Genomic DNA, 24,816 nt, shown 5'->3' with positions numbered 1-24,816 from the left:
ATGCAACGTATCAAGGGCTACCACGCCCATATCTACTTCGACGCCAGCACCATCGACCAGGCGCGCAAGCTCTGCGAGGACGCAGCCACGCTGTTCCCGCTGAGCATGGGCCGTGTACACGAAAAGCCGGTCGGCCCGCACCCGGACTGGAGCTGCCAGCTGGCGTTCGAGCCGGAATACATCGGCGTGGTGTTGCCCTGGCTGGCGCTGCATCGCGATGGGTTGGTGGTGTTCCTGCACCCGGATACCGGTGATGACCTGAAAGATCACACCGATTACGCGATCTGGATGGGCGCGATGCGTGAGCTGAACCTGTCTATTTTTTAACCACTGCTGCACCTGATCCCATCACCCTGAGCAAAGGCGATGGGATTTTTTATTATATTCTCCCAATATATGGGACTGTTATTTATATATTGAGATATTGCCAGCCGTAGGTTTATATTCGCCCATCAGCTTTTTCAGCACCCACTCATTTCAGGTGAAGCGATGCAGGCGCAATTGATCGCGCTCGACTGGGGGACCAGCTCCCTTCGTGCTTACAAACTCGGCCCGGCTGGCTGTGTGCTCGAACAGCGCGCGTTGGCGTTCGGCATCATGCACCTGCCCAGCGAACCCCGGGTCATTGCTGGCGTGCTGTGCAGTGACGGCTTTGAGTTGGCGTTCGATACGGCCTGTGGCGACTGGCTCGACGCGCAGCCCGGCCTGCCGGTGATTGCCTGCGGCATGGTCGGCAGTGCCCAAGGCTGGAGCGAAGCGGCCTATCGCCAAACGCCCGTCGACGTCGCCAGCCTCGGCCAGGCCTTGCACCCTGTGCGCAGCCTGCGCGGGGTGCAGGTGCATATTGTGCCGGGTGTGATCGAGCGGGTCGGCTTGCCCAATGTGATGCGTGGCGAAGAAACTCAAGTGCTGGGTGTGCTGCAAGGCCTGGGCGCCGACGTGTTGATCGGCCTGCCGGGCAGCCATTCCAAATGGGTCGAGGTGGTTGAAGGCTGCATCACCCACTTCGACACGTTCATGACCGGCGAGCTGTTTGCGGTACTCAGTAAGCACAGCATTCTCGGGCGTACCCAGCAACAGTCCGAAAAATTCCAGGTCGTGGCGTTTGATCGTGGCGTCCACGTGGCGCTGTCAAACGACGGCCAGCGCGGCGTGCTGTCGACCTTGTTCAGCGCTCGTACCCTGGGGTTGACCGGCGAACTGGCGCCAGACGAGCAGCCCGATTATCTGTCCGGCCTGCTGATCGGCCACGAACTCGCCGGCTTGCCGCAGCAGGCCAAACACAAGCCTATCGTCCTGGTCGGCGCTGCCGACCTCTGCGCCCGCTACCAACGCGCCCTTGCCCTCTGCGGCTTCGCCCACGTCAGCCTCGCGCAGGAAGCCACCGCGCGCGGCCTGTGGCAGTTGGCCGTCGCTGCTGGGCTCACTCAACCTGTACAGGAGGCCTGACATGCTCAAGCAAGCACTCGCACACAACGGTTTGATCGCAATCTTGCGCGGCGTGCGCCCGGATGAAGCGCAGGCGGTCGGCCAGGTGCTCTATGAGGCCGGTTTTCGCGTGATCGAAGTGCCACTGAATTCGCCGGACCCTTACACCAGCATCCGCACCCTGCGCGACACCTTGCCCGCCGATTGCCTGATCGGCGCGGGCACCGTGTTGACCCCGGAACAGGTCGAGCAGGTCAAAGCCGCCGGCGGCCAAGTCATCGTCATGCCCCACAGCGATGCCACGGTATTGCGTGCCGCCAAAGCGGCGGGGCTGTTCCTGTCGCCGGGTGTGGCGACGCCGACCGAGGCCTTCGCCGCGCTGGCCGAAGGCGCGGATGTTTTGAAGCTGTTCCCGGCCGAGCAAATGGGCCCGGCGGTGATCAAGGCGTGGCTGGCGGTATTGCCGACCGGCACCTTACTGCTGCCGGTGGGCGGCGTGACCCCAGGCAACATGCAGGTGTACTTCGACGCTGGCGCCAAGGGCTTTGGCCTGGGTTCCGGGTTGTTCAAACCGGGCATGTCGGTGGACCAAGTGGCGAGCAATGCCCAGGCCTATGTCGCGGCCTGGAACGCGCTTAACTGAACTCAAGGTTTGCGCCCCTGGCGCTGCATCGATAAGAGAGATAAGAAGATGAAAATCACCAAACTGACCACCTTTATCGTCCCGCCGCGCTGGTGCTTCCTCAAGGTCGAGACCGACCAGGGCGTGACCGGTTGGGGTGAGCCTGTGGTGGAGGGCCGCGCCCACACCGTGGCCGCCGCCGTTGAAGAACTTTCCGACTATTTGATCGGCAAAGACCCACGCAATATCGAAGATATCTGGACCGTGCTCTATCGCGGCGGCTTTTACCGTGGCGGCGCGGTGCACATGAGTGCCCTCGCCGGTATCGACCAGGCGCTGTGGGACATCAAGGGCAAGGCGCTCGGCGTGTCGGTCAGCGACCTGTTGGGTGGCCAGGTGCGTGACAAGATCCGCGTGTATTCCTGGATCGGCGGCGACCGCCCCGCCGACACCGCCCGTGCCGCCAAAGAGGCCGTGGCCCGTGGCTTCACCGCCGTGAAAATGAATGGCACCGAAGAATTGCAGTTCGTCGACAGCTTCGAGAAAGTCGACCTGGCATTGGCCAACGTTGCCGCCGTGCGCGATGCGGTCGGGCCTAATGTCGGCATCGGCGTCGACTTCCATGGCCGCGTGCACAAGCCCATGGCCAAGGTGCTGATGAAAGAGCTGGACCCGTACAAGCTGATGTTTATCGAAGAGCCGGTGCTCAGCGAAAACTACGAAGCGCTCAAAGAACTGGCGCCGTTGACCAGTACGCCGATTGCCCTGGGCGAGCGGCTGTTTTCCCGTTGGGACTTCAAGCGTGTGCTCAGCGAAGGTTATGTCGACATCATCCAACCGGACGCGTCCCACGCGGGCGGCATCACCGAAACCCGCAAGATCGCCAACATGGCCGAAGCCTACGACGTGGCCCTGGCCCTGCACTGCCCGCTGGGCCCGATTGCCCTGGCGGCGTGCCTGCAATTGGACGCGGTTTGCTACAACGCGTTTATTCAGGAGCAAAGCCTGGGTATTCACTACAACGAGAGCAATGACCTGCTCGATTACGTGCGCGATCCAGGCGTGTTCGACTATGACAAAGGCTTCGTGAAGATCCCCAACGGGCCGGGCCTGGGCATTGAGATCAACGAGGAATACGTGATCGAACGCGCCGCCATCGGCCACCGCTGGCGCAACCCGATTTGGCGGCATGCCGACGGCAGCTTTGCCGAGTGGTGATTCCTTACTGAAGGAACCGGATCAACTGTGGGAGCTGGCTTGCCTGCGATAGCGGTCCGCCTGTGCCAGATCAGTTAGCTGATGCACCGCCATCGCAGGCAAGCCAGCTCCCACATTGACCGCGCCCCGTCCTCAATAAACATAAGAAGAGGCAACCCCATGCACCCTGAATCCTTCACCGGGCAGGCTTCTCTCGTCACGCCTAGCAGAAAGCGTTTCTTCATCATGGTGCTGCTGTTTATCACCGTGGTGATCAACTACCTCGACCGCAGCAACCTGTCGATTGCCGCCCCGGCGCTCACCAGCGAACTGGGGATCGACCCGGTGCATGTCGGGCTGATCTTCTCCGCGTTCGGCTGGACCTACGCCGCCATGCAGATTCCCGGCGGCTGGCTGGTGGACCGCGTGCCGCCGCGCATTCTCTACACGGCTGCCCTGCTGTTGTGGTCTATCGCCACGGTAATGCTGGGGTTTGCGGCCAGCTTTATCGCGCTGTTCGTGCTGCGCATGGCCGTCGGCGCCCTGGAAGCACCGGCCTATCCGATTAACAGCCGCGTGGTCACCACCTGGTTCCCCGAGCGTGAGCGTGCCACCGCGATTGGCGTTTACACCTCCGGGCAGTTTGTCGGGCTGGCGTTCCTCACGCCGGTACTGGCCTGGCTGCAACACGCGTTTGGCTGGCACATGGTGTTTGTCGCCACCGGTGGCGTCGGCATCCTGTGGGCGTTGATCTGGTACGCGGTGTACCGCGAGCCGAAAGATTTCAAAGGCGCCAACGCGGCAGAAATCGAGCTGATCCGCGAGGGCGGCGGCCTGGTGGATATGCAGGCGAAAGCGGTCAAGGCGCCGTTCAGTTGGGTCGACCTCGGGATAGTGCTGAGCAAGCGCAAGCTGTGGGGCATCTACCTGGGGCAGTTCTGCCTGAACTCGACGCTGTGGTTTTTTCTGACGTGGTTCCCGACCTACCTGGTGAAATATCGCGGCATGGACTTCATCAAGTCCGGCTTGCTGGCCTCGCTGCCATTCCTCGCTGCGTTTATCGGTGTGCTGTGTTCGGGGATTTTTTCTGATTGGCTGATTCGCCGGGGTACGTCGGTAGGGTTTGCGCGCAAGCTGCCGATCATTGGTGGGTTGCTGATTTCCACGGCGATCATCGGCGCCAACTATGTGGACTCGACGGCCTGGGTGATCGCGTTTCTGGCGCTGGCATTCTTTGGCAATGGCCTGGCATCGATCACCTGGTCATTGGTGTCGACCCTGGCGCCGGCGCGGTTGTTGGGGCTGACGGGTGGGGTGTTTAACTTCATCGGCAACTTGTCGGCGATTACCACGCCGATAGTGATTGGCTTTCTGGCCAGTGGGGATTCGTTTGCGCCGGCGATTACCTATATCGCGGTGCTGGCATTGCTGGGGGCGCTGTCCTACGTGTTGCTGGTGGGCAAGGTTGAGCGCATCGAGCTGTAAATCCATTGTTTGAGTGGACCGAAACCCTGTGGCGAGCGGGCTTGTTGTGGCGAGCGGGCTTGCCCCGCGTTGGGCAGCGCAGCAGCCCCAATAAGGCCACTGCGTTTTTTCCTGATGAAACCGTGTTGTCTGGTTTTGGGGGCACTTCGCACCCCAACGCGGGGCAAGCCCGCTCGCCACAACAGCTCGCCCGCCACAAAAGCTTTGCTGGGCTAGTAAAGGGCGCCATCCAGGATCTGATAGACGATGCTGGTGCCGATGGCGATCAACACGATATCGCCGCCGGACCGGCGCCATTCATACCCTGGGTATTGCGGCAGATGGGCCAAGGCGCGGTTGTCGAGGCGTTCGCCGTAGTAGTTGCGTGGCAGCGGTTGGCCCCGCACCAGGCGCACGCCAGGAGGTGGTGGTGCGCCACGGCGGAAGTCGTTGTGGTTGTCACGGATCACCTGGCGCACGGGGCCGAAGTCCTGTGGCGGGCCACGACGGTTATCCTGCGGGCCGCGATGGTCGTCGCCGCGTTGCTCGTACTGGCCTTGCGGGCCGCCACGGCCTGGGCCATCGCCGCGTTGGTCGGGCGGCGCGGCCTGCGCCAGGGCACTTGCGCCGAGCATCAACACGCCAAGACCTGCGATCAAGCGTTTAGGCATTTTCATGGGGGCTTTCCTCAGTACTGCACGAACAAAAAAGGGATTTCGAACGAGGCTCGAAATCCCTTGGTCTTGTCAGTTTAGGTACTGGATTGCCCGGATGATTCCTCTGTATCAGGAACTTTACCCATTGCTACACGCCGCTTACGTACGGGCGTTACGGACACCTTCCGACAGCGCCGCGCAGAGGCTCAATACGCCATCAATTGCTTGCTGATCATTTTTCGCATTGGCGATGTGATCGATCAGCGCCGAACCGACCACCACACCGTCTGCCAGACGGGCGATAGCGGCGGCTTGTTCCGGTGTGCGAATACCAAAGCCGATGCTGATCGGCAGGTCGGTATGCCGACGCAGGCGCGTTACCGCTTCCTCGACGTGTTCCAGGGTGGCGGCGCCGGCACCGGTCACACCGGCCACCGACACGTAATACACAAAGCCTGAGCTGCCGTTAAGCACGGTCGGCAGGCGCACGTCATCAGTGGTCGGCGTGGTCAGGCGGATAAAGTCGATGCCTGCCGCCTGGGCCGGGTCGCACAGCTCGCCGTTATGCTCGGGCGGCATGTCGACCACGATCAGGCCGTCGACACCGGCTTCTTTGGCGTCAGCGATAAACGTGGGCACGCCGTATTTGTGGATCGGGTTGAAGTAACCCATCAGCACCAGTGGCGTGTCCTGGTTGTCTTTGCGGAACTCGCGAACCATCTGCAGGGTTTTCAGCAGGTTCTGTTTGGCTTCCAACGCACGGATGTTGGCGAGTTGAATCGCCGGGCCGTCGGCCATCGGGTCGGTGAAGGGCATGCCCAGCTCGATCACGTCGGCACCGGCGGCGGGCAAGCCCTTGAGGATCGCCAGCGAGGTGTCATAACCCGGGTCGCCGGCGGTGACGAAAGTCACCAGGGCGGCGCGGTTTTGTTCTTTCAGTTGCGCAAAACGGGTTTGCAGGCGGCTCATCAGTGTTTCTCCTGCTTTGACTGCTCTTGTTGAGAGTGTTCCATATGGTGCATCACGGTCTGCATGTCTTTGTCGCCACGGCCGGACAGGTTGACCACCATCAGGTGATCTTTCGGCAAGGTCGGTGCGCGCTTGAACACTTCAGCCAGGGCATGGGCGCTTTCCAGTGCAGGAATAATCCCTTCCAGGCGGCAGCATTTGTGGAAGGCTTCGAGGGCTTCGTCGTCGGTCACCGAGGTGTACTGAACACGGCCGATATCATGCAACCAGGCGTGTTCAGGGCCGATACCTGGGTAGTCGAGGCCGGCGGAAATCGAGTGGGCGTCGATGATCTGGCCGTCGTCGTCCTGCAACAGGAAGGTGCGGTTGCCGTGCAGCACGCCCGGTACACCGCCGTTGAGGCTGGCGGCGCGCTTGCCGGTTTCGATGCCGTGGCCGGCGGCTTCAACGCCGATGATTTCGACGCTGGTGTCATCCAGGAACGGGTGGAACAGGCCCATGGCGTTGGAACCACCGCCGATGCATGCCACCAAGCTGTCCGGCAGGCGGCCTTCCTGGGCTTGCAGCTGGTCGCGGGTTTCCTTGCCGATCACGGCCTGGAAATCGCGCACCATCGCCGGGTACGGGTGGGGGCCGGCCACGGTGCCGATCAGGTAGAAAGTGCTGTCGACGTTGGTGACCCAGTCACGCAGGGCTTCGTTCATCGCGTCTTTAAGGGTGCCGGTGCCGGCGACCACCGGGATCACTTCTGCGCCCAGCAGCTTCATACGGAACACGTTGGCCTGCTGGCGCTCGATGTCGGTGGTGCCCATGTAGATCACGCAATCGAGGCCAAAGCGCGCCGCCACGGTGGCGGTGGCCACGCCGTGCATGCCGGCGCCGGTCTCGGCGATGATGCGTTTTTTGCCCATGCGCCGCGCCAGCAGGATCTGGCCGATGCAGTTGTTAATCTTGTGCGCGCCGGTGTGGTTGAGCTCTTCACGCTTGAGGTAGATCTTGGCGCCGCCACAGAACTCGGTCAGGCGCTCGGCGAAGTACAGCGGGCTTGGGCGCCCGACGTAGTCGCGTTGGAAGTAGGCCAATTCTTCGTTAAAGGCCGGATCGATCTTGGCCGCTTCGTATTCGCGGGCCAGGTCGAGGATCAACGGCATCAGGGTTTCAGCGACGTAGCGGCCGCCGAACGCGCCAAACAGGCCGTTGGCGTCGGGGCCGTTGCGAAGGTCGGTCTGGGACTGAGTCATGGGGCGCTCCAGGAAAGAAGGTGAGGAGAGGCAATGACGGCCACTCTACCCCTGACGCGCCAGGCTGAAAACCGATAAGATCGCCACAACCTGTCAGGAAAACTCACAGATGAGCCGAGACCTACCGCCCCTCAATGCCCTGCGTGCGTTTGAGGCCACCGCCCGCTTGAACAGCGTCAGTCAGGCAGCCGAGCAACTGCATGTGACCCATGGCGCGGTCAGTCGCCAGTTGAAGGTGCTGGAAGAGCACTTGGGTGTCAGCCTGTTCGCCAAAGACGGGCGCGGCCTTAAACTCACAGATGCAGGCGTTCGGCTCAGGGATGCCAGTGCCGAAGCGTTCGAGCGTTTAAGGGATGTTTGCGCCGAACTGACCCAGGCCAGCGCTGATGCGCCTTTTGTGCTCGGCTGCTCGGGCAGCTTGCTGGCGCGCTGGCTGATTCCGCGCCTTGGCCGCTTGAACGCAGACTTGCCCGACTTGCGTCTGCACCTGTCGGCGGGTGACGGCGACCTCGACCCACGGCGCCCCGGCCTGGATGCCCTGCTGGTTTTTGCTGAGCCGCCATGGCCAGCGGACATGCAGGTGTATGAGTTGGCCAGCGAGCGCATTGGCCCGGTAATGAGCCCGCGCTTCGCCGGTTACGAACGCCTGCGCCAGGCGCCGCCCCACGCCCTGTGCGGTGAAGCCTTGTTACACACCACCTCGCGCCCGCAGGCCTGGCCCATCTGGGCGCAGCAACATGACATCGAGCCCGGCGCGTTGAAGCACGGCCAGGGTTTTGAGCATTTGTATTATTTGCTGGAGGCGGCGGTGGCGGGTTTGGGTGTGGCAATTGCGCCCGAACCGCTGGTGGCAGAGGACCTGCGAGCGGGTCGCCTGGTGGCGCCGTGGGGTTTCAGTGAAACCCCGGCGCACCTGGCGTTGTGGCTACCCAAGCGCGCCGCAGACGGGCGCGCGGGTCAGTTGGCGCAGTGGCTCAAGGCTGAGCTGTTGCGCCAGCCAGTTTAGTCACCGCGTTTGCACAGCAGGTAAGCCGCCAACAGGCCCAGCGCGCCAACGGCAACGCCGGCGGTAGTCCATGGGTGCTCTTGTGCGTAGTCGCGGGTTGCCGCGCTGGTTTCGCGGATTTTGACTTTGCTTTCTTCGTAGGCATCGCTGATCAGGTGGCGGGAATGCTTGAGGGCATTCTCGGCATTGCTTTTCAGGGCCTTCAGCGTTTTGCGCGACTCATCGGACGCATCGTCCTTGAGGCTCTCAAGGGACTTGAGCAGGCTCGAAATCTCGGCTTCCATGCTTTCCAGCGACGCTTTGCGTAAAGAAGTGTTGGCCATGTGGAACTCTCCTGAAGTGATTGAGTGGCATGTGTAGATACCGACTCCACGGTTTTCAGAAAGTGCAGTAAATCTGAACTTTCGAGTGGGATTGGTCGCCAGAAGCAGTACGAAGATTCACTGCTACGCTCACTAGAGACCTCAGGAGAAACGTTATGTCTGATCATCACACCTACAAGAAAGTCGAACTGGTCGGCTCCTCGACCACCAGCATCGAAGACGCCATCAACAACGCCATCGCTGAAGCGCACAAGAGCATCAAGCACCTGGAGTGGTTCGAAGTGACCGAAACACGCGGCCATATCAAGGACGGCAAGGCCGCGCACTTCCAGGTCACGCTCAAGGTGGGATTCCGAATTGCCAGTAGTTGATCCCGTGAGTTGAACTTGCTGACTGGCCGATTGCCATAACCTGCGCTACAACCATTGGGTGCCGACGCCATAAGCGTCGGCACGCACTTTTCGATCAGCGCAAGGAAAGTAACGGATGAAGAAGTTCCTGTTAGCGGTAGGTTTGTTGAGCATTGCGGGCACTGCCCTGGCGGCGGGCAAGCCTTGTGAAGAGCTGAAAGGTGAGCTCGCGGCGAAGCTCGACGCTAAAGGTGTTCAGCATTATTCGCTGGATGTTGTCGACAAAGGCGCGGCGGCCGATGGCAAAGTGATTGGCAGCTGCGAAGGCGGCACCAAGGAAATCGTCTACAAGCGCGGTTAATCCCGTGCAGACATGAAACGACGCACTTGTGGCGAGGGAGCTTGCTCCCGCTGAGTGCGCAGCGCTCCCTTTCTTTTGGGGCCGCTACGCAGCCCAGCGGGAGCAAGCTCCCTAGCCACAGGTGCGTCGTTTTTTTCGCCTGCGGGTAATCAGCCCTTCATCACCTGCGCCAGCAGCTCGTAGGAATGAATCCGGTCGGCATGCTCATACAGGTCGCTGGTAAAGATCAGCTCATCGGCGCCGGTTTGCTCGATCAACACTTCCAACTTCGCACGGATCTTCGCTGGGCTACCGACCATGGCCAGGCCAAGGAAGCTGCCCACCGCGTCTTTTTCATGGGGCAGCCACAGGCCGTCCATGGTTTTCACCGGCGGGCGTTGCACCAGGCTTTGCCCGCGCATCAGCGCCAGGATGCGTTGGTACACGGAAGTGGCCAGGTAGTCGGCCTGCTCGTCGGTATCGGCGGCCACCAAGGGAATGCCAAGCATCACGTAGGGCTTGTCCAGCACGGCTGAAGGCTTGAAGTGATTGCGGTACACGCGAATCGCCTCGTGCATCAAGCGGGGTGCGAAATGGGAGGCGAAGGCGTAGGGCAAACCACGCTCACCGGCCAATTGCGCGCTGAACAGGCTCGAACCAAGCAGCCAAACGGGCACGTTGGTGCCGGTACCGGGTACGGCGATGATCCGTTGGTCGGGCGTGCGTGGCCCAAGGAAAGCCATCAGTTCGGCCACATCTTCCGGAAACTCGTCAGCACTGCCGGAGCGTTCACGGCGCAGGGCGCGGGCGGTCATCTGGTCGGAACCAGGCGCGCGGCCCAGGCCCAGGTCGATGCGGCCGGGGTACAGGCTTTCCAGGGTGCCGAACTGTTCGGCAATCACCAACGGCGCGTGGTTGGGCAGCATCACGCCGCCGGAACCGACGCGAATCGTCGAGGTGCCACCGGCCAAATAACCCAGCAACACCGAAGTGGCCGAGCTGGCGATGCCGTCCATATTGTGGTGTTCAGCCACCCAGAAACGGTTGTAGCCGAACTTTTCCACGTGCTGGGCCAGGTCCAGCGAGTTGCGCAATGACTGCGCGATGCTGCCGTTGGCGCGCACGGGCACGAGGTCGAGGGTCGAGAACTTCACGTCGGACAGCGATTTCATAAGCCTGCTTCTCCATTAGGTGCGCAGGCTTATAGACGAACCAAAACCTGCCGCTTCATGTGCATGCTCTATGCAATGAGGGCATATACCCGAGATTCAATAGCAACTGCGAAATTTCCTACTAAATCGCTAGGTTTCTCCGACAAGATGAACTTTGCCGGGCCGTCTATCCTCAGAACCCTTACTGACGCAAAACCACCGTTCGAGGAGAGAGCTATGAGTATTGTTAAAAAAGCATCCGCGCATTGGGAAGGTGATCTGAAGACGGGCCTGGGTTCCATCTCCACGGAAACTGGCGTGCTGCGCGAAGCACCCTATGGCTTCAAGGCCCGTTTCGAAGGCGGCAAGGGCACCAACCCTGAAGAGTTGATCGGCGCGGCCCACGCTGGCTGTTTCTCCATGGCATTTTCCATGATTCTGGGCGATGCCGGCCTTAAGGCTGACAGCATCGACACTCAGGCTGAAGTGACCCTGGACCAGGTGGATGGCGGTTTTGCGATTACCGCCGTGCATTTGGTCTTGAAAGCCAAGATCCCCGGCGCAAGCCAGGCGCAGTTCGAGGAACTGAGCAAAAAGGCGAAGGAAGGCTGCCCAGTGTCGAAAGTGCTGAACGCAAAAATCAGCCTGGATGCCACGCTGGTCTAACTGACACAGCAAGATCCCCTGTGGGAGCGGGCTTGTGTGGGAGCCGGGCTTGCCCGCGATAGGTTCACCTCGGTTATCCAGTTGTATCGAGGCGTTGCCATCGCAGGCAAGCCAGCTCCCACACAGGCCCGCTCCCACATTTTGTTCTGCGTTAAATCAGAACTCGCGTTTAGATCGTTCCCCCGCTCCCGCGTGGGAATGCAGCCCGTGACGCTCTGCGTCACACCTGCGCAGAACTTGAATGCTGTGGGCGGGACGCGGAGCGTCCCAGGCGGCATTCCCACGCAGAGCGTGGGAACGATCTGATCCCCTGTGGGAGCGGGCTTGTGTGGGAGCCGGGCTTGCCCGCGATAGGTTCACCTCGGTTATCCAGCTGTATCGAGGCGTTGCCATCGCAGGCAAGCCAGCTCCCACAAAGGCCCGTTCCCATAGTTTGTTGTGCGTTAAATCAGAACTCGCGTTTCCAAAATGTGGTCGAATAGCCTAGGCGCACACCCGTGCGCAGTGCATTCAGGGAGCTTCACACATGAAACGTTTTGCCTTGGCGATCATTTGCGGTGTATTGGCCACTTCGGCCGTGGCCGCGCCAAAAGATTGTGAAGAGCTCAAGCAAGAGATCGAGGTAAAGATCCAGGCCAAGGCGATTCCGTCTTACACCCTTGAAATCATCACCGCCGAAGAAGCCAAGAATCATGACAGCGCCATGATCGTCGGCTCCTGTGAAAACGGCACCAAGCGCATCATCTATCAGAAGAATAGCGACTGATCAGATGCAATTAACACTGCGCTCCTCCGCCAACAGCTGACGCGCCGCGTTGTACAGCCGGATGTTGGGCGTAAAGGCCAGCGAGCGCCCTTCCAGCACATAGCGCTGGCCTGCCTGGAAGTTGTCGTATTGCAGGGTCATGAAGCAGGTTCGGTCATGGGTCTGGTCCAGGCCGCCAAAGCCCGCCCCGGTGTTCACTTCGAAATCAAAGCGCACCATCAGCTCATGGCTGCCGGGTGGCACCTGGAAGAAACGCCCGTCGTTGAGGTTCTTGCCGTCCAGGCGCTGGGCCATCACCAGTTTGGCGCCGGGTGTCGGCGTGGCGAAATCGATCCAGGCCTGGTGCGGGTCGACCGGCGGGATTGGGGTCGAAGCGCAGGCGCTGAGAAACAAGGCGGTGACGGGGAGCAAGAGCTGGCGCATGGCGGGCACTCAACGGTGGGTAAGAATTCAACCTGGCAGCCTGTGGCAACAGACGCTGTATCAGTATAAACACGCCACGGCATGGAAAAATTCCGTGCAGGCAGGATAGTCTGGCGGGCCAATAACCCAGGAGCGGTCGGTGCATGGTCAGGCGTTTTCTTCCAGGGTTGATGGTGCTGCTGCTCAGCGGCTGTTCCAGTGTGAGTTACTACAGCCAGTTGGCCAGCGGCCAATGGCAGTTGCTGCGGGCTCGGGAGCCGGTTGCCGAGGTCATCGCCGACCCTGCTCGCCCACAGGCGTTGCGCGCCCACCTGATGCAATCGCAGCAGGCCCGCACCTTTGCCAGTGAGCACCTGCACCTGCCTGACAACCAGAGTTACCGCCTGTACGCCGACATTGGCCGGCCTTACGTGGTCTGGAATGTGTTCGCTACGCAGGAATTTTCTCTCTCGCCCCAAGCCCACTGCTTCCCTATCGCTGGGTGTGTGGCCTATCGCGGCTATTACAGCCAGGGCGCAGCACGCGGCGAAGCGGCGCTATTGCAGCAACAAGGCATGGATGTGTCGATGGGCGGCGTCGAAGCCTATTCCACCCTGGGCTGGTTCAACGACCCGATCATGAGTTCGATGATGCATTGGGGGGATGAGCGCCTGGCCACGCTGATCTTCCACGAGCTGGCGCACCAACGCTTTTATGTGAAGGACGACACCGAGTTCAACGAGTCCTATGCCAACTTCGTCGAGCAGGAAGGCACCCGTCAATGGCGTGCGGCGCGGGGCTTGGCGCCGCTGAGCAATGCGGCGTTGCAGCAGCGCGACCAATTTATCCGGCTGGTGCTCGATACCCGCAAACGCCTGGAGGCGTTGTACGCACAGCCCTTGGCGGCGGATGTGATGCGCCAGGCCAAGGCGGCAGAGTTCGAGCGCCTGCGCAGTGAGTACCGGCACATGCGCGACAGCCAATGGGGCGGCGACAAGCGTTATGACGTGTGGATCAACCAGCCGATGAACAATGCGCGGTTATTGCCGTTCGGGCTGTATGACCAGTGGGTGCCGGCGTTTGCGACGTTGTTTGCGCAGCAAGGCGGGGATTGGGTGAAGTTCTTTGCGGCGGTGGAGAAGCTGGGTGGGTTGCCGGTTGAGCAGCGTAAGGCGGCGTTGCGGCAGTTGGAAGGTGGTGGCCGGTAGGGCCTTATCGCAGCATAACTATCTACCCTACCTGTTAACACAAAGTCTGTGGCAGGTGGGCTGTTGTGGCGAGCAGGCTTGTCCTGCGTTGGGCTGCGAAGCAGCGCCAAACCCAGACGCTGAGTTCTTTCAGGAAAATTGCAGTGCCTTTACTGGGGCCGCTTCGCAGCCCAACGCAGGACAAGCCTGCTCGCCACAGGAGAAATTGGCTGCCTTCAAAAGTTGTAGATACCCATGCCCATCGCAGGCAAGCCAGCTCCCACAGTTTGAATTGTGAACACGGTCAAATGTGGGAGCTGGCTTGCCTGCGATAGCGGTCTCAGCCGCGCTGCAAAAACGCCTGATGCATCTGCTCCAGCGTCTCAAAATGCAAGGTCGGCTCCTCAGCATTCAGTTCTTCAAAACTGCCAAACCCATACCCCACCGCCGCCGAATCCAACCCATTGCTGCGCGCCCCGATCAAGTCGTGCTTGCGATCACCAATCATCAGGGTAGTCGCCGGGTCCAAACCCTCTTCGCTCATCAGGTGCGCAATCAGCTCAACCTTGTTGGTGCGCGTGCCATCCAGTTCGCTGCCGTAGATCACTTTGAAGTGCTTGGCAAAATCAAAATGCCGGGCAATCTCACGGGCAAACACCCACGGCTTGGATGTGGCGACATACAGCTGGCGGCCCTGGCCGTTCAGCTCCTCAAGCAACGGCATCACGCCATCGAATACGCGGTTTTCATACAGGCCGGTGAGCTTGAAGCGTTCGCGATAAAAATTCACCGCTTCCCAGGCTTTGGCCTCATCGAAGTCATAGAACTGCATAAAGGCTTGCAGCAACGGCGGGCCGATAAAGTGTTCCAGCTTGGTCAGGTCCGGCTCGTCGATACCGAGCTTGCCGAGGGCGTACTGGATCGAGCGGGTGATGCCTTCACGCGGATCGGTCAGGGTGCCGTCCAGGTCGAACAGCACGGTTTGGTATTGCTGGGTCATTGATCGAATCCTTCAGCCAGGTGCAGGTCTTTGAGCTTCACGTAGTTCGCGGCGCTGTAGGTGAAGAAGGCACGCTCTTTGTCAGTCAGTGGGCGGATCTGTTTAACCGGGCTGCCCACGTACAAAAAACCACTCTCAAGTTTCTTGCCGGGCGGCACCAGGCTGCCGGCGCCGATGATCACATCGTCTTCGACCACCGCGCCGTCCATCACGATGCTGCCCATGCCGATCAGAATGCGATTGCCGACCGTGCAGCCGTGCAGCATGACTTTGTGGGCGATGGTCACATCATCGCCAATAAGCAGGGGAAAGCCGTCCGGGTTGAACGGCCCGGCATGGGTGATATGCAGCACACAGCCGTCCTGCACACTGGTGCGCGCACCGATGCGGATGCGGTGCATGTCGCCGCGAATCACCGTCAATGGCCAAACCGAGCTGTCGGTGCCGATTTCGACATCGCCGATCACCACCGCCGAAATATCGACAAAAGCCCCGGCGCCCAGGGTTGGCGTGTGGTTCTGATAGGTGCGAAGGGTCACGATAGCCTCTCTCTTATAGGTTGATAGCTGCGGTGGGTGTTGATTGTAATTAAGATGGCCCCATCTTTGTCTTATCAGTTTCTTCAGCCAAGGTGCCCACCGTGAGCGCGAACAACCCACTTTTGCAGTCCTACGACCTGCCGCCGTTCTCGGCGATCCGTGCCGAGCACGTGCAGCCGGCCATTGAACAGATCCTCGCCGATAACCGCGTTGCCATCGAAGGCATCCTGCAAAGCCAGGGTAAAAACCCTACGTGGGCTGGTCTGGTTTTGGCCATGGACGAACTGAATGACCGCCTGGGCGCCGCCTGGAGCCCCGTCAGCCACCTCAACGCCGTGTGTAACAGCGCCGAACTGCGCGAAGCCTACGAGGCGTGCCTGCCGGCGTTGAGCGCCTATTCCACCGAGATGGGCCAGAACCGCGAACTGTTCCAGGCCTTCGAAGCCCTGGCCAACAGCCCGGAAGCCGCCGGTTTCGATGTGGCGCAAAAAACCATTCTGGAACATTCACTGCGCGACTTCCGCCTGTCGGGTATCGATTTGCCGCCAGAGCAGCAAAAACGTTACGCCGAAGTGCAGAGCAAACTGTCTGAGCTGGGCAGCAAGTTTTCGAACCAATTGCTGGACGCCACCCAGGCGTGGACCAAGCACGTCACCGACGAAGCCACCCTCGCCGGCCTGACCGACTCGGCCAAGGCGCAAATGGCCGCCGCCGCCCAGGCCAAAGGCCTCGATGGCTGGCTGATCACCCTGGAATTTCCAAGCTACTACGCGGTGATGACCTACGCCCAGGACCGCACGCTGCGTGAAGAAGTCTACGCGGCCTACTGCACCCGTGCGTCAGACCAAGGCCCGAATGCCGGTAAGAACGATAATGGCCCGGTGATGGAGCAGATCCTCGACCTGCGTCAGGAGCTGGCCAAATTGTTGGGCTACGCGTCGTTCTCCGAGCTGAGCCTGGCGACCAAAATGGCCGAGTCCAGCGACCAGGTGCTGAGCTTCCTGCGCGACTTGGCCAAGCGCAGCAAACCCTTTGCCGCCCAGGACCTGCAACAGCTCAAGGCGTACGCCGCCGAACAAGGTTGCGCCGACCTGCAAAGCTGGGACAGCGGTTTCTACGGCGAAAAACTCCGTGAGCAGCGTTACAGCGTGTCCCAGGAAGCCCTGCGCGCCTACTTCCCGATCGACAAAGTGCTGAGCGGCCTGTTCGCCATCGTGCAGCGCCTGTACGGCATCGAGATCGCCGAGCAAAAAGGCTTCGACACCTGGCACCCGGATGTTCGCCTGTTTGAAATCAAGGAAAACGGCCAGCACGTCGGCCGCTTCTTCTTCGACCTGTACGCCCGCGCCAACAAGCGTGGCGGTGCGTGGATGGACGGTGCGCGCGATCGCCGCCGTACTGTCGACGGTGTGCTGCAAAGCCCGGTGGCGAACCTGGTGTGCAACTTCACCCCGGCCGACAGCGGCAAGCCTGCCCTGCTGACCCACGATGAAGTGACTACGCTGTTCCACGAATTCGGCCACGGCCTGCACCACCTGCTGACCCGCGTTGAACACGCGGGCGTGTCCGGCATCAACGGCGTGGCCTGGGATGCGGTGGAGCTGCCGAGCCAGTTCATGGAGAACTGGTGCTGGGAGCCGGAGGGCCTGGCACTGATCTCCGGCCACTACGAAAGCGGCGAGCCGCTGCCTCAGGACCTGCTGGAAAAAATGCTCGCGGCGAAGAACTTCCAGTCTGGCCTGATGATGGTGCGCCAGTTGGAATTCTCGTTGTTCGACTTCGAACTGCACGCAACCCACGGCGATGGCCGCACGGTGGCTCAGGTGCTTGAAGGCGTGCGCGATGAGGTCTCGGTGATGCGTCCACCAGCCTACAATCGCTTCCCCAACAGCTTTGCGCACATCTTCGCTGGCGGTTATGCCGCGGGTTACTACAGCTACAAGTGGGCCGAAGTGCTGTCTGCCGACGCCTTCTCCAAGTTTGAAGAAGACGGCGTGCTCAATGCCGAAACCGGCCGGGCATTCCGTGAAGCGATCCTGGCGCGCGGTGGCTCCCAGGCGCCGATGGTGCTGTTCGTCGACTTCCGCGGACGTGCACCGTCGATTGACGCACTCTTGCGCCACAGCGGCCTGAGTGAGGACGCAGCAGCATGAGTGATGGGCCTGTGGTGACCAAAAAGCAATTTATCGCCGGGGCGGTCTGCCCGGCGTGCGAAGAGTTGGACAAGTTGAAAATGTGGACCGAAGACGATGTGCCGCACCGCGAATGTGTGGCCTGCGGCTATTCGGACACGCTGAATGAACAAGGCAATTCGGTGCCCAAGGAATTGGGCACGCGGGTCAATACGTCGGCGTTGAAAGCGCCCGCGGACCCGAAGGTGCAGGCGGTGCAGTTTTTCCCTAATCCCAAGCTGAAAAAGGACTGATACCCTACGCCTGCTTCTGCTTGGGGCGGGCTTTTTGTGGGAGTCGGGCTTGCCCGCGATGCAGGCACCGTGGTGTGTCATTCACACCGCGTGGAAGCTATCGCAGGCAAGCCAGCTCCCACAGCCAGCTCCCACAGAAAGGCGCGCTACAGTTGCCCTTCGGCCTTGTCTGTCGTGGTGATCCAGCTTTTTACCGAGCACAGTGCAAAGGCACTGGTGCTGCAGTCGCCATTGGCCAATGCTGTACGCAACTTGTCGATATCTGCCTTCATCATGTAGCGAACGCCGTCTTTAAAGCCGTTACTTGAACCAAAGCCGCCCAGCGTCATCTCGTTCAGCGCATCCTCTTTGCTCCAACCCTGAATCACCACCCGATACATCGCCGCCATCAGGCCAGTGCGATCGGAGCCGTGCTTGCAGTGCATCAGCACCGAGCCATGGGTTTCGGCTTCTTGAATGGCCCGGAGTGCCGCCAGCACGTCGGCATCGTCGACATGGTTGGTGCGATACGTCAACTGCACCTGTTTGATATCAGACGTCTTCAGCCAGGGCGCATCAGATTCCGGCAGGAAGTTGATCACCGTGCCGATCTTCAAATTTTGCAGCACAGGCAGCGCAGTGCTGTCCGGCAACGCACTGCGATACAGCGTGGGTGTCATCTGGTGCAGGTTGAATTGGTTGCCCACTGGCTGTGCCCACTCGGCAGAGCGGATAGACGTAGCCTCGTCGGCGTGGGCCTGCAGCGTGGTGAACAATGCCATGAACGCCAGGCCAAGGGCGGGCAGCAATCGAATCGTGAACATGCGCGTAGAGACCGAATGGGATAGGGCTGATGGGCTAAATATTCGCCTGCGAGGGGTCAATGCCATGTGAGGTGGCCGTCAAAGAATCGTGAATCCGCCCATCTGATCCGCTGTTTTTCGCGCTGAATCGATTTCTCTTAATGCTTAGGCTGCTATCATTTGTAACTATTGATTGCCAGTGTGTGATATCCCTTTGGATCCAATGCCCTGGCAAACCATCACGCTGCTCCCAGAAGCGGCGGATAAACCCGTGACCACATGATGAGGTGCACCTATGTCTGATCAAGATCAGGACAACCCGCGGCGTGACTTTTTACGCAAATCCTTGACCTTGATCCCGGTGGTCACGGTTGCCAGCACTGGCCTTGGCGGCTCGATGTTGATGGCCACACCGGAGCCGGTGCAGGCCGCTCCCGCCAAAACGCCCGCCAGCGACAAAGCCTACGAGCCGAGTTACTTCACGGCCGAAGAGTGGGCGTTTATCAACGCTGCCGTCGCCCGCCTGATTCCCGCGGATGCCCAAGGCCCAGGCGCCCTGGAAGCCGGCGCGCCGGAATACATCGACCGCCAGATGAACACGCCGTATGCCGCTGGCGCGTTGTGGTTCATGCAAGGTCCGTTCAACGCCGATGCGGCGCCAGAGATGGGCTGGCAGAGCAAACTGGTGCCCAAAGACATCTATCGCCTGGGCATTGCCGCCACGGATGCGTGGTCGAAGGCGTTCAATGGTAAAGCTTTTGCTGCGCAAGACAGCGCTACCCAGGATGACATGCTGCGACGCATGGAGGCGGGCGGCAGTGAGATGACTGCCCATTTTGAGGCCGTACCGGCCAAGATGTTTTTCAACCTGTTGCTGCAAAACACCAAGGAAGGCTTCTTCTGCGACCCGATCCACGGTGGCAACAAAGGCATGGTCGGCTGGACCATGATCGGCTTCCCCGGCGCCCGCGCCGATTTCATGGACTGGGTTGAACGCAACGAGCAATACCCCTTCCCGGCTGTTTCCATTCGCGGCGAGAGGGCATAAACGTGGCGACCATCATGAAGAAAGTGGACGCGGTGATCGTGGGTTTCGGCTGGACCGGCGCGATCATGGCCAAGGAACTGACGGAAGCTGGCCTCAACGTGGTAGCGCTGGAGCGCGGCCCGATGCAGGACACCTACCCGGACGGCAACTATCCCCAGGTCATCGACGAACTGACCTACAGCGTGCGTAAAAAACTCTTTCAGGACATCTCCAAGGAGACGGTGACCATTCGCCATAGCGTGAATGATGTTGCCCTGCCCAACCGTCAGTTGGGTGCGTTCTTGCCGGGCAATGGCGTGGGTGGTGCGGGCCTGCACTGGTCGGGCGTGCATTTTCGCGTCGACCCTATCGAGTTGCGCATGCGCAGCCACTATGAAGAGCGCTACGGCAAGAACTTCATCCCCAAGGACATGACCATCCAGGACTTCGGCGTGAGCTATGAAGAGCTGGAGCCGTTTTTCGACTACGCCGAAAAAGTCTTCGGCACCTCCGGCCAAGCCTGGACCGTAAAAGGCCAGTTGGTGGGTGAAGGTCGTGGCGGCAACCCGTATGCGCCGGATCGCTCCAACCCGTTCCCGCTGGAAGCGCAGAAAAACACCGTGTCTGCGCAGTTGTTTCAGAAAGCGGCCACCGACGTCGGCTACAAACCCTACAACCTGCCATCCGCGAATACTTCGGGGCCGTACACCAACCCCTACGGCGCGCAGATGGGGCCGTGCAACTTCTGCGGTTTCTGCAGTGGTTACGTGTGCTACATGTATTCCAAGGCGTCGCCGAACGTAAACATCCTGCCGGCGCTGCGTCAGGTGCCGAACTTTGAGCTGCGGGCCAATTCCCACGTGCTCAAGGTCAACCTCGACAGCACCAAGAGCAAGGCCACCGGCGTGACCTATATCGACGCCCAGGGCCGCGAGTGTGAGCAGCCGGCGGACCTGGTGATCATCGCCTCCTTCCAGTTCAACAACGTGCGCCTCATGTTGCTCTCGGGCATCGGCAAACCCTACGACCCGATTACCAATGAGGGCGTGGTGGGCCGCAACTTTGCCTACCAGAACATGGGCACCATCAAGGCCTTCTTCGACAAGGACACCCACACCAACAACTTCATCGGTGCGGGCGGCAATGGCGTGGCCATCGATGACTTCAACGCGGACAACTTCGACCACGGCCCGCACGGCTTTGTGGGCGGCTCGCCGATGTGGGTCAACCAGGCTGGCAGCCGGCCGATTGCCGGTACGTCCAACCCGCCGGGCACGCCGGCGTGGGGCAGCGCCTGGAAGCGTGCCACCGCCGACTACTACACCCACCAAGTGTCGATGGACTCCCATGGTGCGCATCAATCCTACCGGAGCAACTACCTGGATCTGGACCCGGTTTACCGCGACTCCTACGGCCTGCCGCTGCTGCGGATGACGTTCGACTGGCAGGAAAACGACATCAAGATGAACCGCTTCATGATGGAGAAAATGGGCAAGGTCGCCGCGGCGATGAACCCCAAGGCCATTGCTGTGCTGGGCAAAAAAGTCGGTGAGCAATTCAACACCGCGTCCTACCAGACCACCCACCTCAATGGCGGCGCGATCATGGGCACCGACCCGAAAACCAGTGCGTTGAACCGTTACCTGCAAAGCTGGGATGTACACAACGTGTTTGTTCCGGGCGCATCGGCTTTCCCACAAGGCTTGGGCTACAACCCTACCGGCCTGGTGGCAGCGCTGGCCTATTGGTCGGCGCGGGCGATCCGCGAGCAGTACCTGAAAAACCCCGGCCCACTGGTTCAGGCATAAGGAGCGATGACCATGAAAGCACTTGTTATCGCCAGTTTTGCCCTGTTCAGCAGCTGCTCGGTGAGCGCTGCCGAAACCGATTTGGTCAAGCAGGGCGAATACCTGGCCCGTGCCGGTGACTGCGTGGCCTGCCACACCGCGAAGGGTGGCAAACCCTTCGCCGGTGGGCTGCCGATGGAAACCCCGATCGGCGTGATCTATTCCACCAACATCACCCCGGACAAAACCGGCCTGGGCGACTACAGCTTCGAAGACTTCGACAAGGCCGTGCGCCATGGCGTCGCCAAGAACGGTAGTACGCTTTACCCGGCGATGCCGTATCCGTCCTACGCGCGTGTCAGCGACAGTGACATGCAGGCGTTGTATGCGTATTTCATGAAGGGCGTGGAGCCCGTCGCCCAGGAGAACAAGGACAGCGATATTCCCTGGCCCTTGAGCATGCGTTGGCCGTTGGCGGCGTGGCGCTGGATGTTCGCGCCGGCGGTCGAGGCGCATCAGGCGCAAGCCGCCACCGACCCGGTGGTCGCTCGCGGTGCCTATCTGGTTGAAGGCCTCGGCCATTGTGGCGCCTGCCACACCCCGCGTGCCCTTACCATGCAGGAAAAAGCCCTTAGCGCTACTGACGGCAACGCGTTCCTGTCTGGCAGTGCGCCGCTGGAAGGCTGGATCGCGAAAAGCCTGCGCGGCGACCACAAGGACGGCCTTGGCAGTTGGAGCGAGGAGCAACTGGTGCAATTCCTCAAGACCGGCCGCAGTGACCGCAGTGCAGTGTTCGGCGGCATGAGTGATGTGGTGGTGCACAGCATGCAGTACATGTCCCAGGACGACCTCACCGCGATTGCGCGATACCTCAAGAGCCTGCCGGCGGTGGACCCGAAGGACCAGCCGCATCAGTACGACAAGCAGGTGGCCGAGGCGCTGTGGAAAGGTGACGACAGCAAGCCGGGCGCGTCGGTGTATATCGACAACTGCGCGGCGTGCCACCGTACCGACGGCCATGGCTACACGCGGGTGTTCCCGGCGCTGGCGGGTAACCCGGTGTTGCAGACGGCGGACGCCACCTCGTTGATCAACATCGTATTGAACGGCGGCACCTTGCCAGCCACCCACACGGCGCCGTCGACTTTCACCATGCCGGCGTTCGCGTGGCGCCTGTCGGACCAGGAAGTCGCGGATGTGGTCAGTTTCGTCCGTGGCAGCTGGGGCAATAAAGGCGCGCCAGTCAAAGCCAGTGACGTGGCAGACCTGCGCAAGAGCGATATGCGCACCACATCGGGTGACGATTTGGGGCAGGTAACGCAAAAGCACTGATCTTGCCCTGGCCGCCAAACGGCACTGGTCAGAAACCTCGCGCCTCGATACTGTATATAAAAACAGTATCGAGGCGTTTTCATGACTACTGCGCTGCCGCCCCGTGGCCGGGGCACGGCCACTAACCTGCACAACCGCTTTGCGCCGACCGTCAGCGTGGCCGAAGACGACGGCTGGTTCCAGGAAGTGCCACCGACCCAGGGCACCGAAGTGCGTATCGAAACGGCCAAGAGCATCATCACCCGCAACAACTCGCCGGATTTGCCGTTCGACCGCTCCATCAACCCCTATCGCGGCTGCGAACATGGCTGCATCTACTGCTATGCGCGGCCCAGCCATGCCTATTGGGACATGTCGCCAGGGCTGGATTTCGAAACCAAACTGATTGCCAAGACCAACGCCGCCGACGTGCTGGAGCAACAGCTGTCGAAGCCAGGTTATGTCTGCGCACCGATCAACCTGGGCTCCAATACCGACCCGTACCAGCCTATCGAACGCGACTACACAATCACCCGGCAAACCCTCGAAGTGCTGCTGCGCTATCGGCACCCGGTAACCATCATCACCAAGGGTTCGCTGATCTTGCGCGACCTCGACCTGCTCACCGAGTTGGCGCGTCAGCGGCTGGTGGCGGTAATGATCAGCCTCACCAGCCTGGACGACGAACTCAAGCGTATCCTGGAGCCGCGCACGGCGGCGCCCAAGGCGCGGTTACGGGCGATTCGGGTGATGCGCGAGGCGGGTATCCCGGTGGGCGTGCTGTGCTCGCCAATGATCCCGATGATCAACGACAGCGAGCTGGAAAGCCTGCTGACCGAGGCCCACGCTGCCGGTGCGCAGAGCGCCGCCTACATGATGTTGCGCTTGCCCTTGGAAGTGGCGCCACTGTTCGAGGAGTGGCTGGCGGCGCATTACCCGCAGCGCGCGGCCCATGTGATGAGCCTGGTGCGCCAGGTGCGCGGTGGTGAGGTGTACGACAGCCGCTTCGGTGTGCGCATGCGTGGCGAGGGGCCGTTTGCTGATTTGTTGGCGCAGCGTTTCAACAAAGCGATCAAGCGGCTGGGGCTGAATCGACGGGAAGGGTTTAATCTGGATTGCACGGCGTTTTGCCCGCCGGGCAGGCAGATGGCATTGTTGTAAACTGAACAGAACGAAGGCGCCATTGCTGTGGAAATAGTCGCGTTTTGATATCACTGAAACCCTCGTTCTAGAGCGGTTCATTCAGTTTGAGTTAAGTTTCGCCGGTTACCTTGTTCAGCGAGTGACTGGTGAGTCGACGCCTTGGTTTGTTTAGTTTTTCAACTTTTCCGATAGCCAGACGTCGAACTGACCTGAACACTCCCCTGCATTAATAAAGAGGATGAATCATGAGTGACAAGGATAAACAGCCGTTGGCTGCGTCGGCTTCAGCCACTCAGGTGGCGGAGTCTGCCGATGCAGCGTTAAAGCACATCGTTGACGGCTTTTTGCATTTCCATCACGACGTCTTCCCGCAGCAGGAAGAACTCTTCAAGAAACTCGCCACGGCCCAGAGCCCACGGGCGATGTTTATTACGTGCGCCGATTCGCGCATCGTCCCCGAGCTGATCACCCAAAGTTCCCCCGGCGATTTGTTCGTGACGCGTAACGTCGGCAACGTGGTGCCGCCCTACGGCCAGATGAACGGCGGGGTTTCCACCGCCATCGAGTACGCGGTACTCGCCCTGGGCGTACAGCACATCATCGTGTGCGGGCACTCCGATTGCGGCGCCATGCGCGCGGTACTCAACCCCGACAGCCTGGAAAAGATGCCGACGGTACGGGCCTGGTTGCGTCACGCCGAAGTCGCCAAGTCCATGGTCGAAGACAATTGCGACTGCGCCAACGAAGGCGAGAGCATGAAGGTGCTGACCGAAGAAAACGTCATCGCCCAATTGCAGCATTTGCGTACCCACCCTTCCGTGGCTTCGCGCATGGCCAATGGTCATTTGTTCATCCATGGTTGGATCTACAACATCGAGACCAGCGAAATCCGCGCTTACGATGCGGACCAGGCGGCATTCAGACCGCTGAACGGCACCGAGCCGATTCCTTGCGCGACGCCTAGAGCGCGCTTCTAAAACACTTCCCTGCCGGGTCAAGCGGTGGCTGCCATGGACGCAGCCAGGCTTTACCGC

At 60.6% G+C, this 24,816-nt stretch carries 27 protein-coding genes; 18 read left to right on the top strand and 9 right to left on the bottom strand.

Annotated elements, in window-relative coordinates; all coding sequences use genetic code 11:
- From AOA62_RS26335 to AOA62_RS26315, 5 genes are all read left to right on the top strand, one after another.
- Window positions 1–327 (top strand): DOPA 4,5-dioxygenase family protein, encoded by a 327-nt coding sequence (locus AOA62_RS26335; protein WP_099550184.1) that lies wholly within the window; start codon window positions 1–3, stop codon window positions 325–327.
- Window positions 328–489: 162 nt separating this feature from the next.
- A complete protein-coding gene (locus AOA62_RS26330) occupies window positions 490–1,449 on the top strand; it encodes a 2-dehydro-3-deoxygalactonokinase (protein WP_099550183.1) in 960 nt (319 codons plus the stop codon).
- 1 nt (window position 1,450) lies between these two features.
- Window positions 1,451–2,071 carry a 2-dehydro-3-deoxy-6-phosphogalactonate aldolase gene (locus AOA62_RS26325; protein ID WP_099550182.1) on the top strand — a complete coding sequence of 207 codons (621 nt, stop codon included), beginning with the start codon at window positions 1,451–1,453 and terminating at the stop codon, window positions 2,069–2,071.
- A 48-nt stretch (window positions 2,072–2,119) separates the two neighbouring features.
- Window positions 2,120–3,268 carry a galactonate dehydratase gene (gene dgoD, locus AOA62_RS26320; RefSeq protein WP_017137927.1) on the top strand — a complete coding sequence of 383 codons (1,149 nt, stop codon included), beginning with the start codon at window positions 2,120–2,122 and terminating at the stop codon, window positions 3,266–3,268.
- A gap of 159 nt (window positions 3,269–3,427) precedes the next feature.
- Window positions 3,428–4,732, top strand: a complete 1,305-nt coding sequence (locus AOA62_RS26315; protein WP_099550181.1) for an MFS transporter — start codon at window positions 3,428–3,430, stop codon at window positions 4,730–4,732.
- A gap of 212 nt (window positions 4,733–4,944) precedes the next feature.
- Here AOA62_RS26315 and AOA62_RS26310 read toward each other — a convergent pair whose 3' ends face one another.
- From AOA62_RS26310 to trpB, 3 genes are all read right to left on the bottom strand, one after another.
- The gene (locus AOA62_RS26310; RefSeq protein WP_017137925.1) at window positions 4,945–5,388 is read right to left on the bottom strand and encodes an anti-virulence regulator CigR family protein; all 444 of its coding nucleotides are present in this window, start codon (window positions 5,386–5,388) and stop codon (window positions 4,945–4,947) included.
- Window positions 5,389–5,526: 138 nt separating this feature from the next.
- Window positions 5,527–6,336: a tryptophan synthase subunit alpha gene (trpA, locus tag AOA62_RS26305; RefSeq protein ID WP_017137924.1), complete on the bottom strand. Its 810-nt coding sequence runs from the start codon at window positions 6,334–6,336 to the stop codon at window positions 5,527–5,529.
- A complete protein-coding gene (trpB, locus tag AOA62_RS26300; RefSeq protein ID WP_099550180.1) occupies window positions 6,336–7,577 on the bottom strand; it encodes a tryptophan synthase subunit beta in 1,242 nt (413 codons plus the stop codon). The genes trpA and trpB overlap by 1 nt, the downstream gene beginning before the upstream one ends.
- Before the next feature lie 109 nt (window positions 7,578–7,686).
- On the opposite strand from trpB, the gene AOA62_RS26295 reads away from it, so the two are divergent.
- Window positions 7,687–8,583 carry a LysR family transcriptional regulator gene (locus AOA62_RS26295; RefSeq protein ID WP_099550179.1) on the top strand — a complete coding sequence of 299 codons (897 nt, stop codon included), beginning with the start codon at window positions 7,687–7,689 and terminating at the stop codon, window positions 8,581–8,583.
- Here AOA62_RS26295 and AOA62_RS26290 read toward each other — a convergent pair.
- Window positions 8,580–8,906, bottom strand: a complete 327-nt coding sequence (locus AOA62_RS26290; protein WP_003187304.1) for a YqjD family protein — start codon at window positions 8,904–8,906, stop codon at window positions 8,580–8,582. The genes AOA62_RS26295 and AOA62_RS26290 overlap by 4 nt on opposite strands.
- Before the next feature lie 155 nt (window positions 8,907–9,061).
- Between AOA62_RS26290 and AOA62_RS26285 the strand changes: the two genes are divergently transcribed.
- A complete protein-coding gene (locus AOA62_RS26285) occupies window positions 9,062–9,277 on the top strand; it encodes a dodecin (RefSeq protein ID WP_016969657.1) in 216 nt (71 codons plus the stop codon).
- A 115-nt stretch (window positions 9,278–9,392) separates the two neighbouring features.
- Window positions 9,393–9,617, top strand: coding sequence for a DUF1161 domain-containing protein (locus AOA62_RS26280; protein ID WP_017137921.1), 225 nt, complete (start codon window positions 9,393–9,395; stop codon window positions 9,615–9,617).
- Between the two features lie 149 nt (window positions 9,618–9,766).
- Here AOA62_RS26280 and AOA62_RS26275 read toward each other — a convergent pair whose 3' ends face one another.
- Entirely contained in the window at window positions 9,767–10,768 is a 1,002-nt protein-coding gene (locus tag AOA62_RS26275; RefSeq protein ID WP_099550178.1) for an LLM class flavin-dependent oxidoreductase, read from the bottom strand.
- 216 nt (window positions 10,769–10,984) lie between these two features.
- On the opposite strand from AOA62_RS26275, the gene AOA62_RS26270 reads away from it, so the two are divergent.
- Together AOA62_RS26270 and AOA62_RS26255 are read left to right on the top strand one after the other, a co-directional pair.
- On the top strand, window positions 10,985–11,413 hold the full coding sequence (locus AOA62_RS26270; RefSeq protein ID WP_017137919.1) for an OsmC family protein: 429 nt from the start codon (window positions 10,985–10,987) through the stop codon (window positions 11,411–11,413).
- Window positions 11,414–11,939: 526 nt separating this feature from the next.
- The gene (locus AOA62_RS26255) at window positions 11,940–12,179 is read left to right on the top strand and encodes a DUF1161 domain-containing protein (RefSeq protein WP_017137918.1); all 240 of its coding nucleotides are present in this window, start codon (window positions 11,940–11,942) and stop codon (window positions 12,177–12,179) included.
- Here the strand turns inward: AOA62_RS26255 and AOA62_RS26250 are convergent, their stop codons facing one another.
- Window positions 12,180–12,602: a hypothetical protein gene (locus AOA62_RS26250; protein ID WP_017137917.1), complete on the bottom strand. Its 423-nt coding sequence runs from the start codon at window positions 12,600–12,602 to the stop codon at window positions 12,180–12,182.
- Between the two features lie 143 nt (window positions 12,603–12,745).
- Between AOA62_RS26250 and AOA62_RS26245 the strand changes: the two genes are divergently transcribed.
- Window positions 12,746–13,789: an aminopeptidase gene (locus AOA62_RS26245; protein WP_099550175.1), complete on the top strand. Its 1,044-nt coding sequence runs from the start codon at window positions 12,746–12,748 to the stop codon at window positions 13,787–13,789.
- 319 nt (window positions 13,790–14,108) lie between these two features.
- On the opposite strand, the gene AOA62_RS26240 is transcribed toward AOA62_RS26245, so the two are convergent.
- Window positions 14,109–14,768: an HAD family hydrolase gene (locus tag AOA62_RS26240; protein ID WP_099550174.1), complete on the bottom strand. Its 660-nt coding sequence runs from the start codon at window positions 14,766–14,768 to the stop codon at window positions 14,109–14,111.
- Window positions 14,765–15,307, bottom strand: coding sequence for a gamma carbonic anhydrase family protein (locus AOA62_RS26235; protein ID WP_099550173.1), 543 nt, complete (start codon window positions 15,305–15,307; stop codon window positions 14,765–14,767). The genes AOA62_RS26240 and AOA62_RS26235 overlap by 4 nt, the downstream gene beginning before the upstream one ends.
- 101 nt (window positions 15,308–15,408) lie before the next feature.
- Here AOA62_RS26235 and prlC point away from each other — a divergent pair, with 101 nt between their 5' ends.
- Both prlC and AOA62_RS26225 read left to right on the top strand, forming a co-directional pair.
- Window positions 15,409–17,460 carry an oligopeptidase A gene (gene prlC / locus AOA62_RS26230; protein ID WP_099550172.1) on the top strand — a complete coding sequence of 684 codons (2,052 nt, stop codon included), beginning with the start codon at window positions 15,409–15,411 and terminating at the stop codon, window positions 17,458–17,460.
- On the top strand, window positions 17,457–17,732 hold the full coding sequence (locus AOA62_RS26225; protein ID WP_017137912.1) for a YheV family putative zinc ribbon protein: 276 nt from the start codon (window positions 17,457–17,459) through the stop codon (window positions 17,730–17,732). The genes prlC and AOA62_RS26225 overlap by 4 nt, the downstream gene beginning before the upstream one ends.
- Window positions 17,733–17,878: 146 nt before the next feature.
- Here AOA62_RS26225 and AOA62_RS26220 read toward each other — a convergent pair whose 3' ends face one another.
- On the bottom strand, window positions 17,879–18,535 hold the full coding sequence (locus tag AOA62_RS26220) for a dual specificity protein phosphatase family protein (RefSeq protein WP_017137911.1): 657 nt from the start codon (window positions 18,533–18,535) through the stop codon (window positions 17,879–17,881).
- Window positions 18,536–18,809: 274 nt separating this feature from the next.
- Here AOA62_RS26220 and AOA62_RS26215 point away from each other — a divergent pair, with 274 nt between their 5' ends.
- The 5 genes from AOA62_RS26215 (at window position 18,810) to AOA62_RS26195 (ending at window position 24,759) form a co-directional block, all read left to right on the top strand.
- Window positions 18,810–19,562 carry a gluconate 2-dehydrogenase subunit 3 family protein gene (locus tag AOA62_RS26215; protein WP_099550171.1) on the top strand — a complete coding sequence of 251 codons (753 nt, stop codon included), beginning with the start codon at window positions 18,810–18,812 and terminating at the stop codon, window positions 19,560–19,562.
- A 2-nt stretch (window positions 19,563–19,564) separates the two neighbouring features.
- Complete coding sequence (locus AOA62_RS26210) at window positions 19,565–21,349, top strand: GMC family oxidoreductase (RefSeq protein ID WP_099550170.1); 1,785 nt, start codon at window positions 19,565–19,567, stop codon at window positions 21,347–21,349.
- Window positions 21,350–21,361: 12 nt separating this feature from the next.
- The gene (locus AOA62_RS26205; protein WP_026013769.1) at window positions 21,362–22,660 is read left to right on the top strand and encodes a cytochrome c; all 1,299 of its coding nucleotides are present in this window, start codon (window positions 21,362–21,364) and stop codon (window positions 22,658–22,660) included.
- 81 nt (window positions 22,661–22,741) lie between these two features.
- The gene (locus AOA62_RS26200) at window positions 22,742–23,800 is read left to right on the top strand and encodes a PA0069 family radical SAM protein (protein WP_099550169.1); all 1,059 of its coding nucleotides are present in this window, start codon (window positions 22,742–22,744) and stop codon (window positions 23,798–23,800) included.
- 227 nt (window positions 23,801–24,027) lie between these two features.
- Window positions 24,028–24,759, top strand: a complete 732-nt coding sequence (locus AOA62_RS26195) for a carbonic anhydrase (protein ID WP_017137905.1) — start codon at window positions 24,028–24,030, stop codon at window positions 24,757–24,759.
- The last annotated feature ends 57 nt before the right edge of the window (window positions 24,760–24,816 follow it).

The sequence above is a fragment of the Pseudomonas sp. 2995-3 genome (assembly GCF_002742565.1).
GTDB classification, from domain to species: Bacteria; Pseudomonadota; Gammaproteobacteria; order Pseudomonadales; family Pseudomonadaceae; genus Aquipseudomonas; species Aquipseudomonas edaphica.
The sequence above is the reverse complement of the archived record's forward strand: the minus strand, read 5'-3'. Positions and strand labels throughout refer to the sequence as shown.

Bases quoted from the DNA above. Each gene is read 5' to 3' on its own strand.
- trpB (WP_099550180.1), bottom strand. From the start codon at position 7,577: ATGACTCAGTCCCAGACCGACCTTCGCAACGGCCCCGACGCCAACGGC.
- AOA62_RS26285 (WP_016969657.1), top strand. From the start codon at position 9,062: ATGTCTGATCATCACACCTACAAGAAAGTCGAACTGGTCGGCTCCTCG.
- AOA62_RS26280 (WP_017137921.1), top strand. From the start codon at position 9,393: ATGAAGAAGTTCCTGTTAGCGGTAGGTTTGTTGAGCATTGCGGGCACT.
- AOA62_RS26295 (WP_099550179.1), top strand. From the start codon at position 7,687: ATGAGCCGAGACCTACCGCCCCTCAATGCCCTGCGTGCGTTTGAGGCC.
- AOA62_RS26255 (WP_017137918.1), top strand. From the start codon at position 11,940: ATGAAACGTTTTGCCTTGGCGATCATTTGCGGTGTATTGGCCACTTCG.
- AOA62_RS26205 (WP_026013769.1), top strand. From the start codon at position 21,362: ATGAAAGCACTTGTTATCGCCAGTTTTGCCCTGTTCAGCAGCTGCTCG.
- AOA62_RS26250 (WP_017137917.1), bottom strand. From the start codon at position 12,602: ATGCGCCAGCTCTTGCTCCCCGTCACCGCCTTGTTTCTCAGCGCCTGC.
- AOA62_RS26240 (WP_099550174.1), bottom strand. From the start codon at position 14,768: ATGACCCAGCAATACCAAACCGTGCTGTTCGACCTGGACGGCACCCTG.
- dgoD (WP_017137927.1), top strand. From the start codon at position 2,120: ATGAAAATCACCAAACTGACCACCTTTATCGTCCCGCCGCGCTGGTGC.
- AOA62_RS26325 (WP_099550182.1), top strand. From the start codon at position 1,451: ATGCTCAAGCAAGCACTCGCACACAACGGTTTGATCGCAATCTTGCGC.
- AOA62_RS26290 (WP_003187304.1), bottom strand. From the start codon at position 8,906: ATGGCCAACACTTCTTTACGCAAAGCGTCGCTGGAAAGCATGGAAGCC.
- AOA62_RS26310 (WP_017137925.1), bottom strand. From the start codon at position 5,388: ATGAAAATGCCTAAACGCTTGATCGCAGGTCTTGGCGTGTTGATGCTC.
- trpA (WP_017137924.1), bottom strand. From the start codon at position 6,336: ATGAGCCGCCTGCAAACCCGTTTTGCGCAACTGAAAGAACAAAACCGC.
- AOA62_RS26275 (WP_099550178.1), bottom strand. From the start codon at position 10,768: ATGAAATCGCTGTCCGACGTGAAGTTCTCGACCCTCGACCTCGTGCCC.
- AOA62_RS26195 (WP_017137905.1), top strand. From the start codon at position 24,028: ATGAGTGACAAGGATAAACAGCCGTTGGCTGCGTCGGCTTCAGCCACT.
- AOA62_RS26200 (WP_099550169.1), top strand. From the start codon at position 22,742: ATGACTACTGCGCTGCCGCCCCGTGGCCGGGGCACGGCCACTAACCTG.
- AOA62_RS26220 (WP_017137911.1), bottom strand. From the start codon at position 18,535: ATGTTCACGATTCGATTGCTGCCCGCCCTTGGCCTGGCGTTCATGGCA.
- AOA62_RS26335 (WP_099550184.1), top strand. From the start codon at position 1: ATGCAACGTATCAAGGGCTACCACGCCCATATCTACTTCGACGCCAGC.
- AOA62_RS26315 (WP_099550181.1), top strand. From the start codon at position 3,428: ATGCACCCTGAATCCTTCACCGGGCAGGCTTCTCTCGTCACGCCTAGC.
- AOA62_RS26225 (WP_017137912.1), top strand. From the start codon at position 17,457: ATGAGTGATGGGCCTGTGGTGACCAAAAAGCAATTTATCGCCGGGGCG.
- AOA62_RS26270 (WP_017137919.1), top strand. From the start codon at position 10,985: ATGAGTATTGTTAAAAAAGCATCCGCGCATTGGGAAGGTGATCTGAAG.
- AOA62_RS26215 (WP_099550171.1), top strand. From the start codon at position 18,810: ATGTCTGATCAAGATCAGGACAACCCGCGGCGTGACTTTTTACGCAAA.
- AOA62_RS26330 (WP_099550183.1), top strand. From the start codon at position 490: ATGCAGGCGCAATTGATCGCGCTCGACTGGGGGACCAGCTCCCTTCGT.
- AOA62_RS26245 (WP_099550175.1), top strand. From the start codon at position 12,746: ATGGTCAGGCGTTTTCTTCCAGGGTTGATGGTGCTGCTGCTCAGCGGC.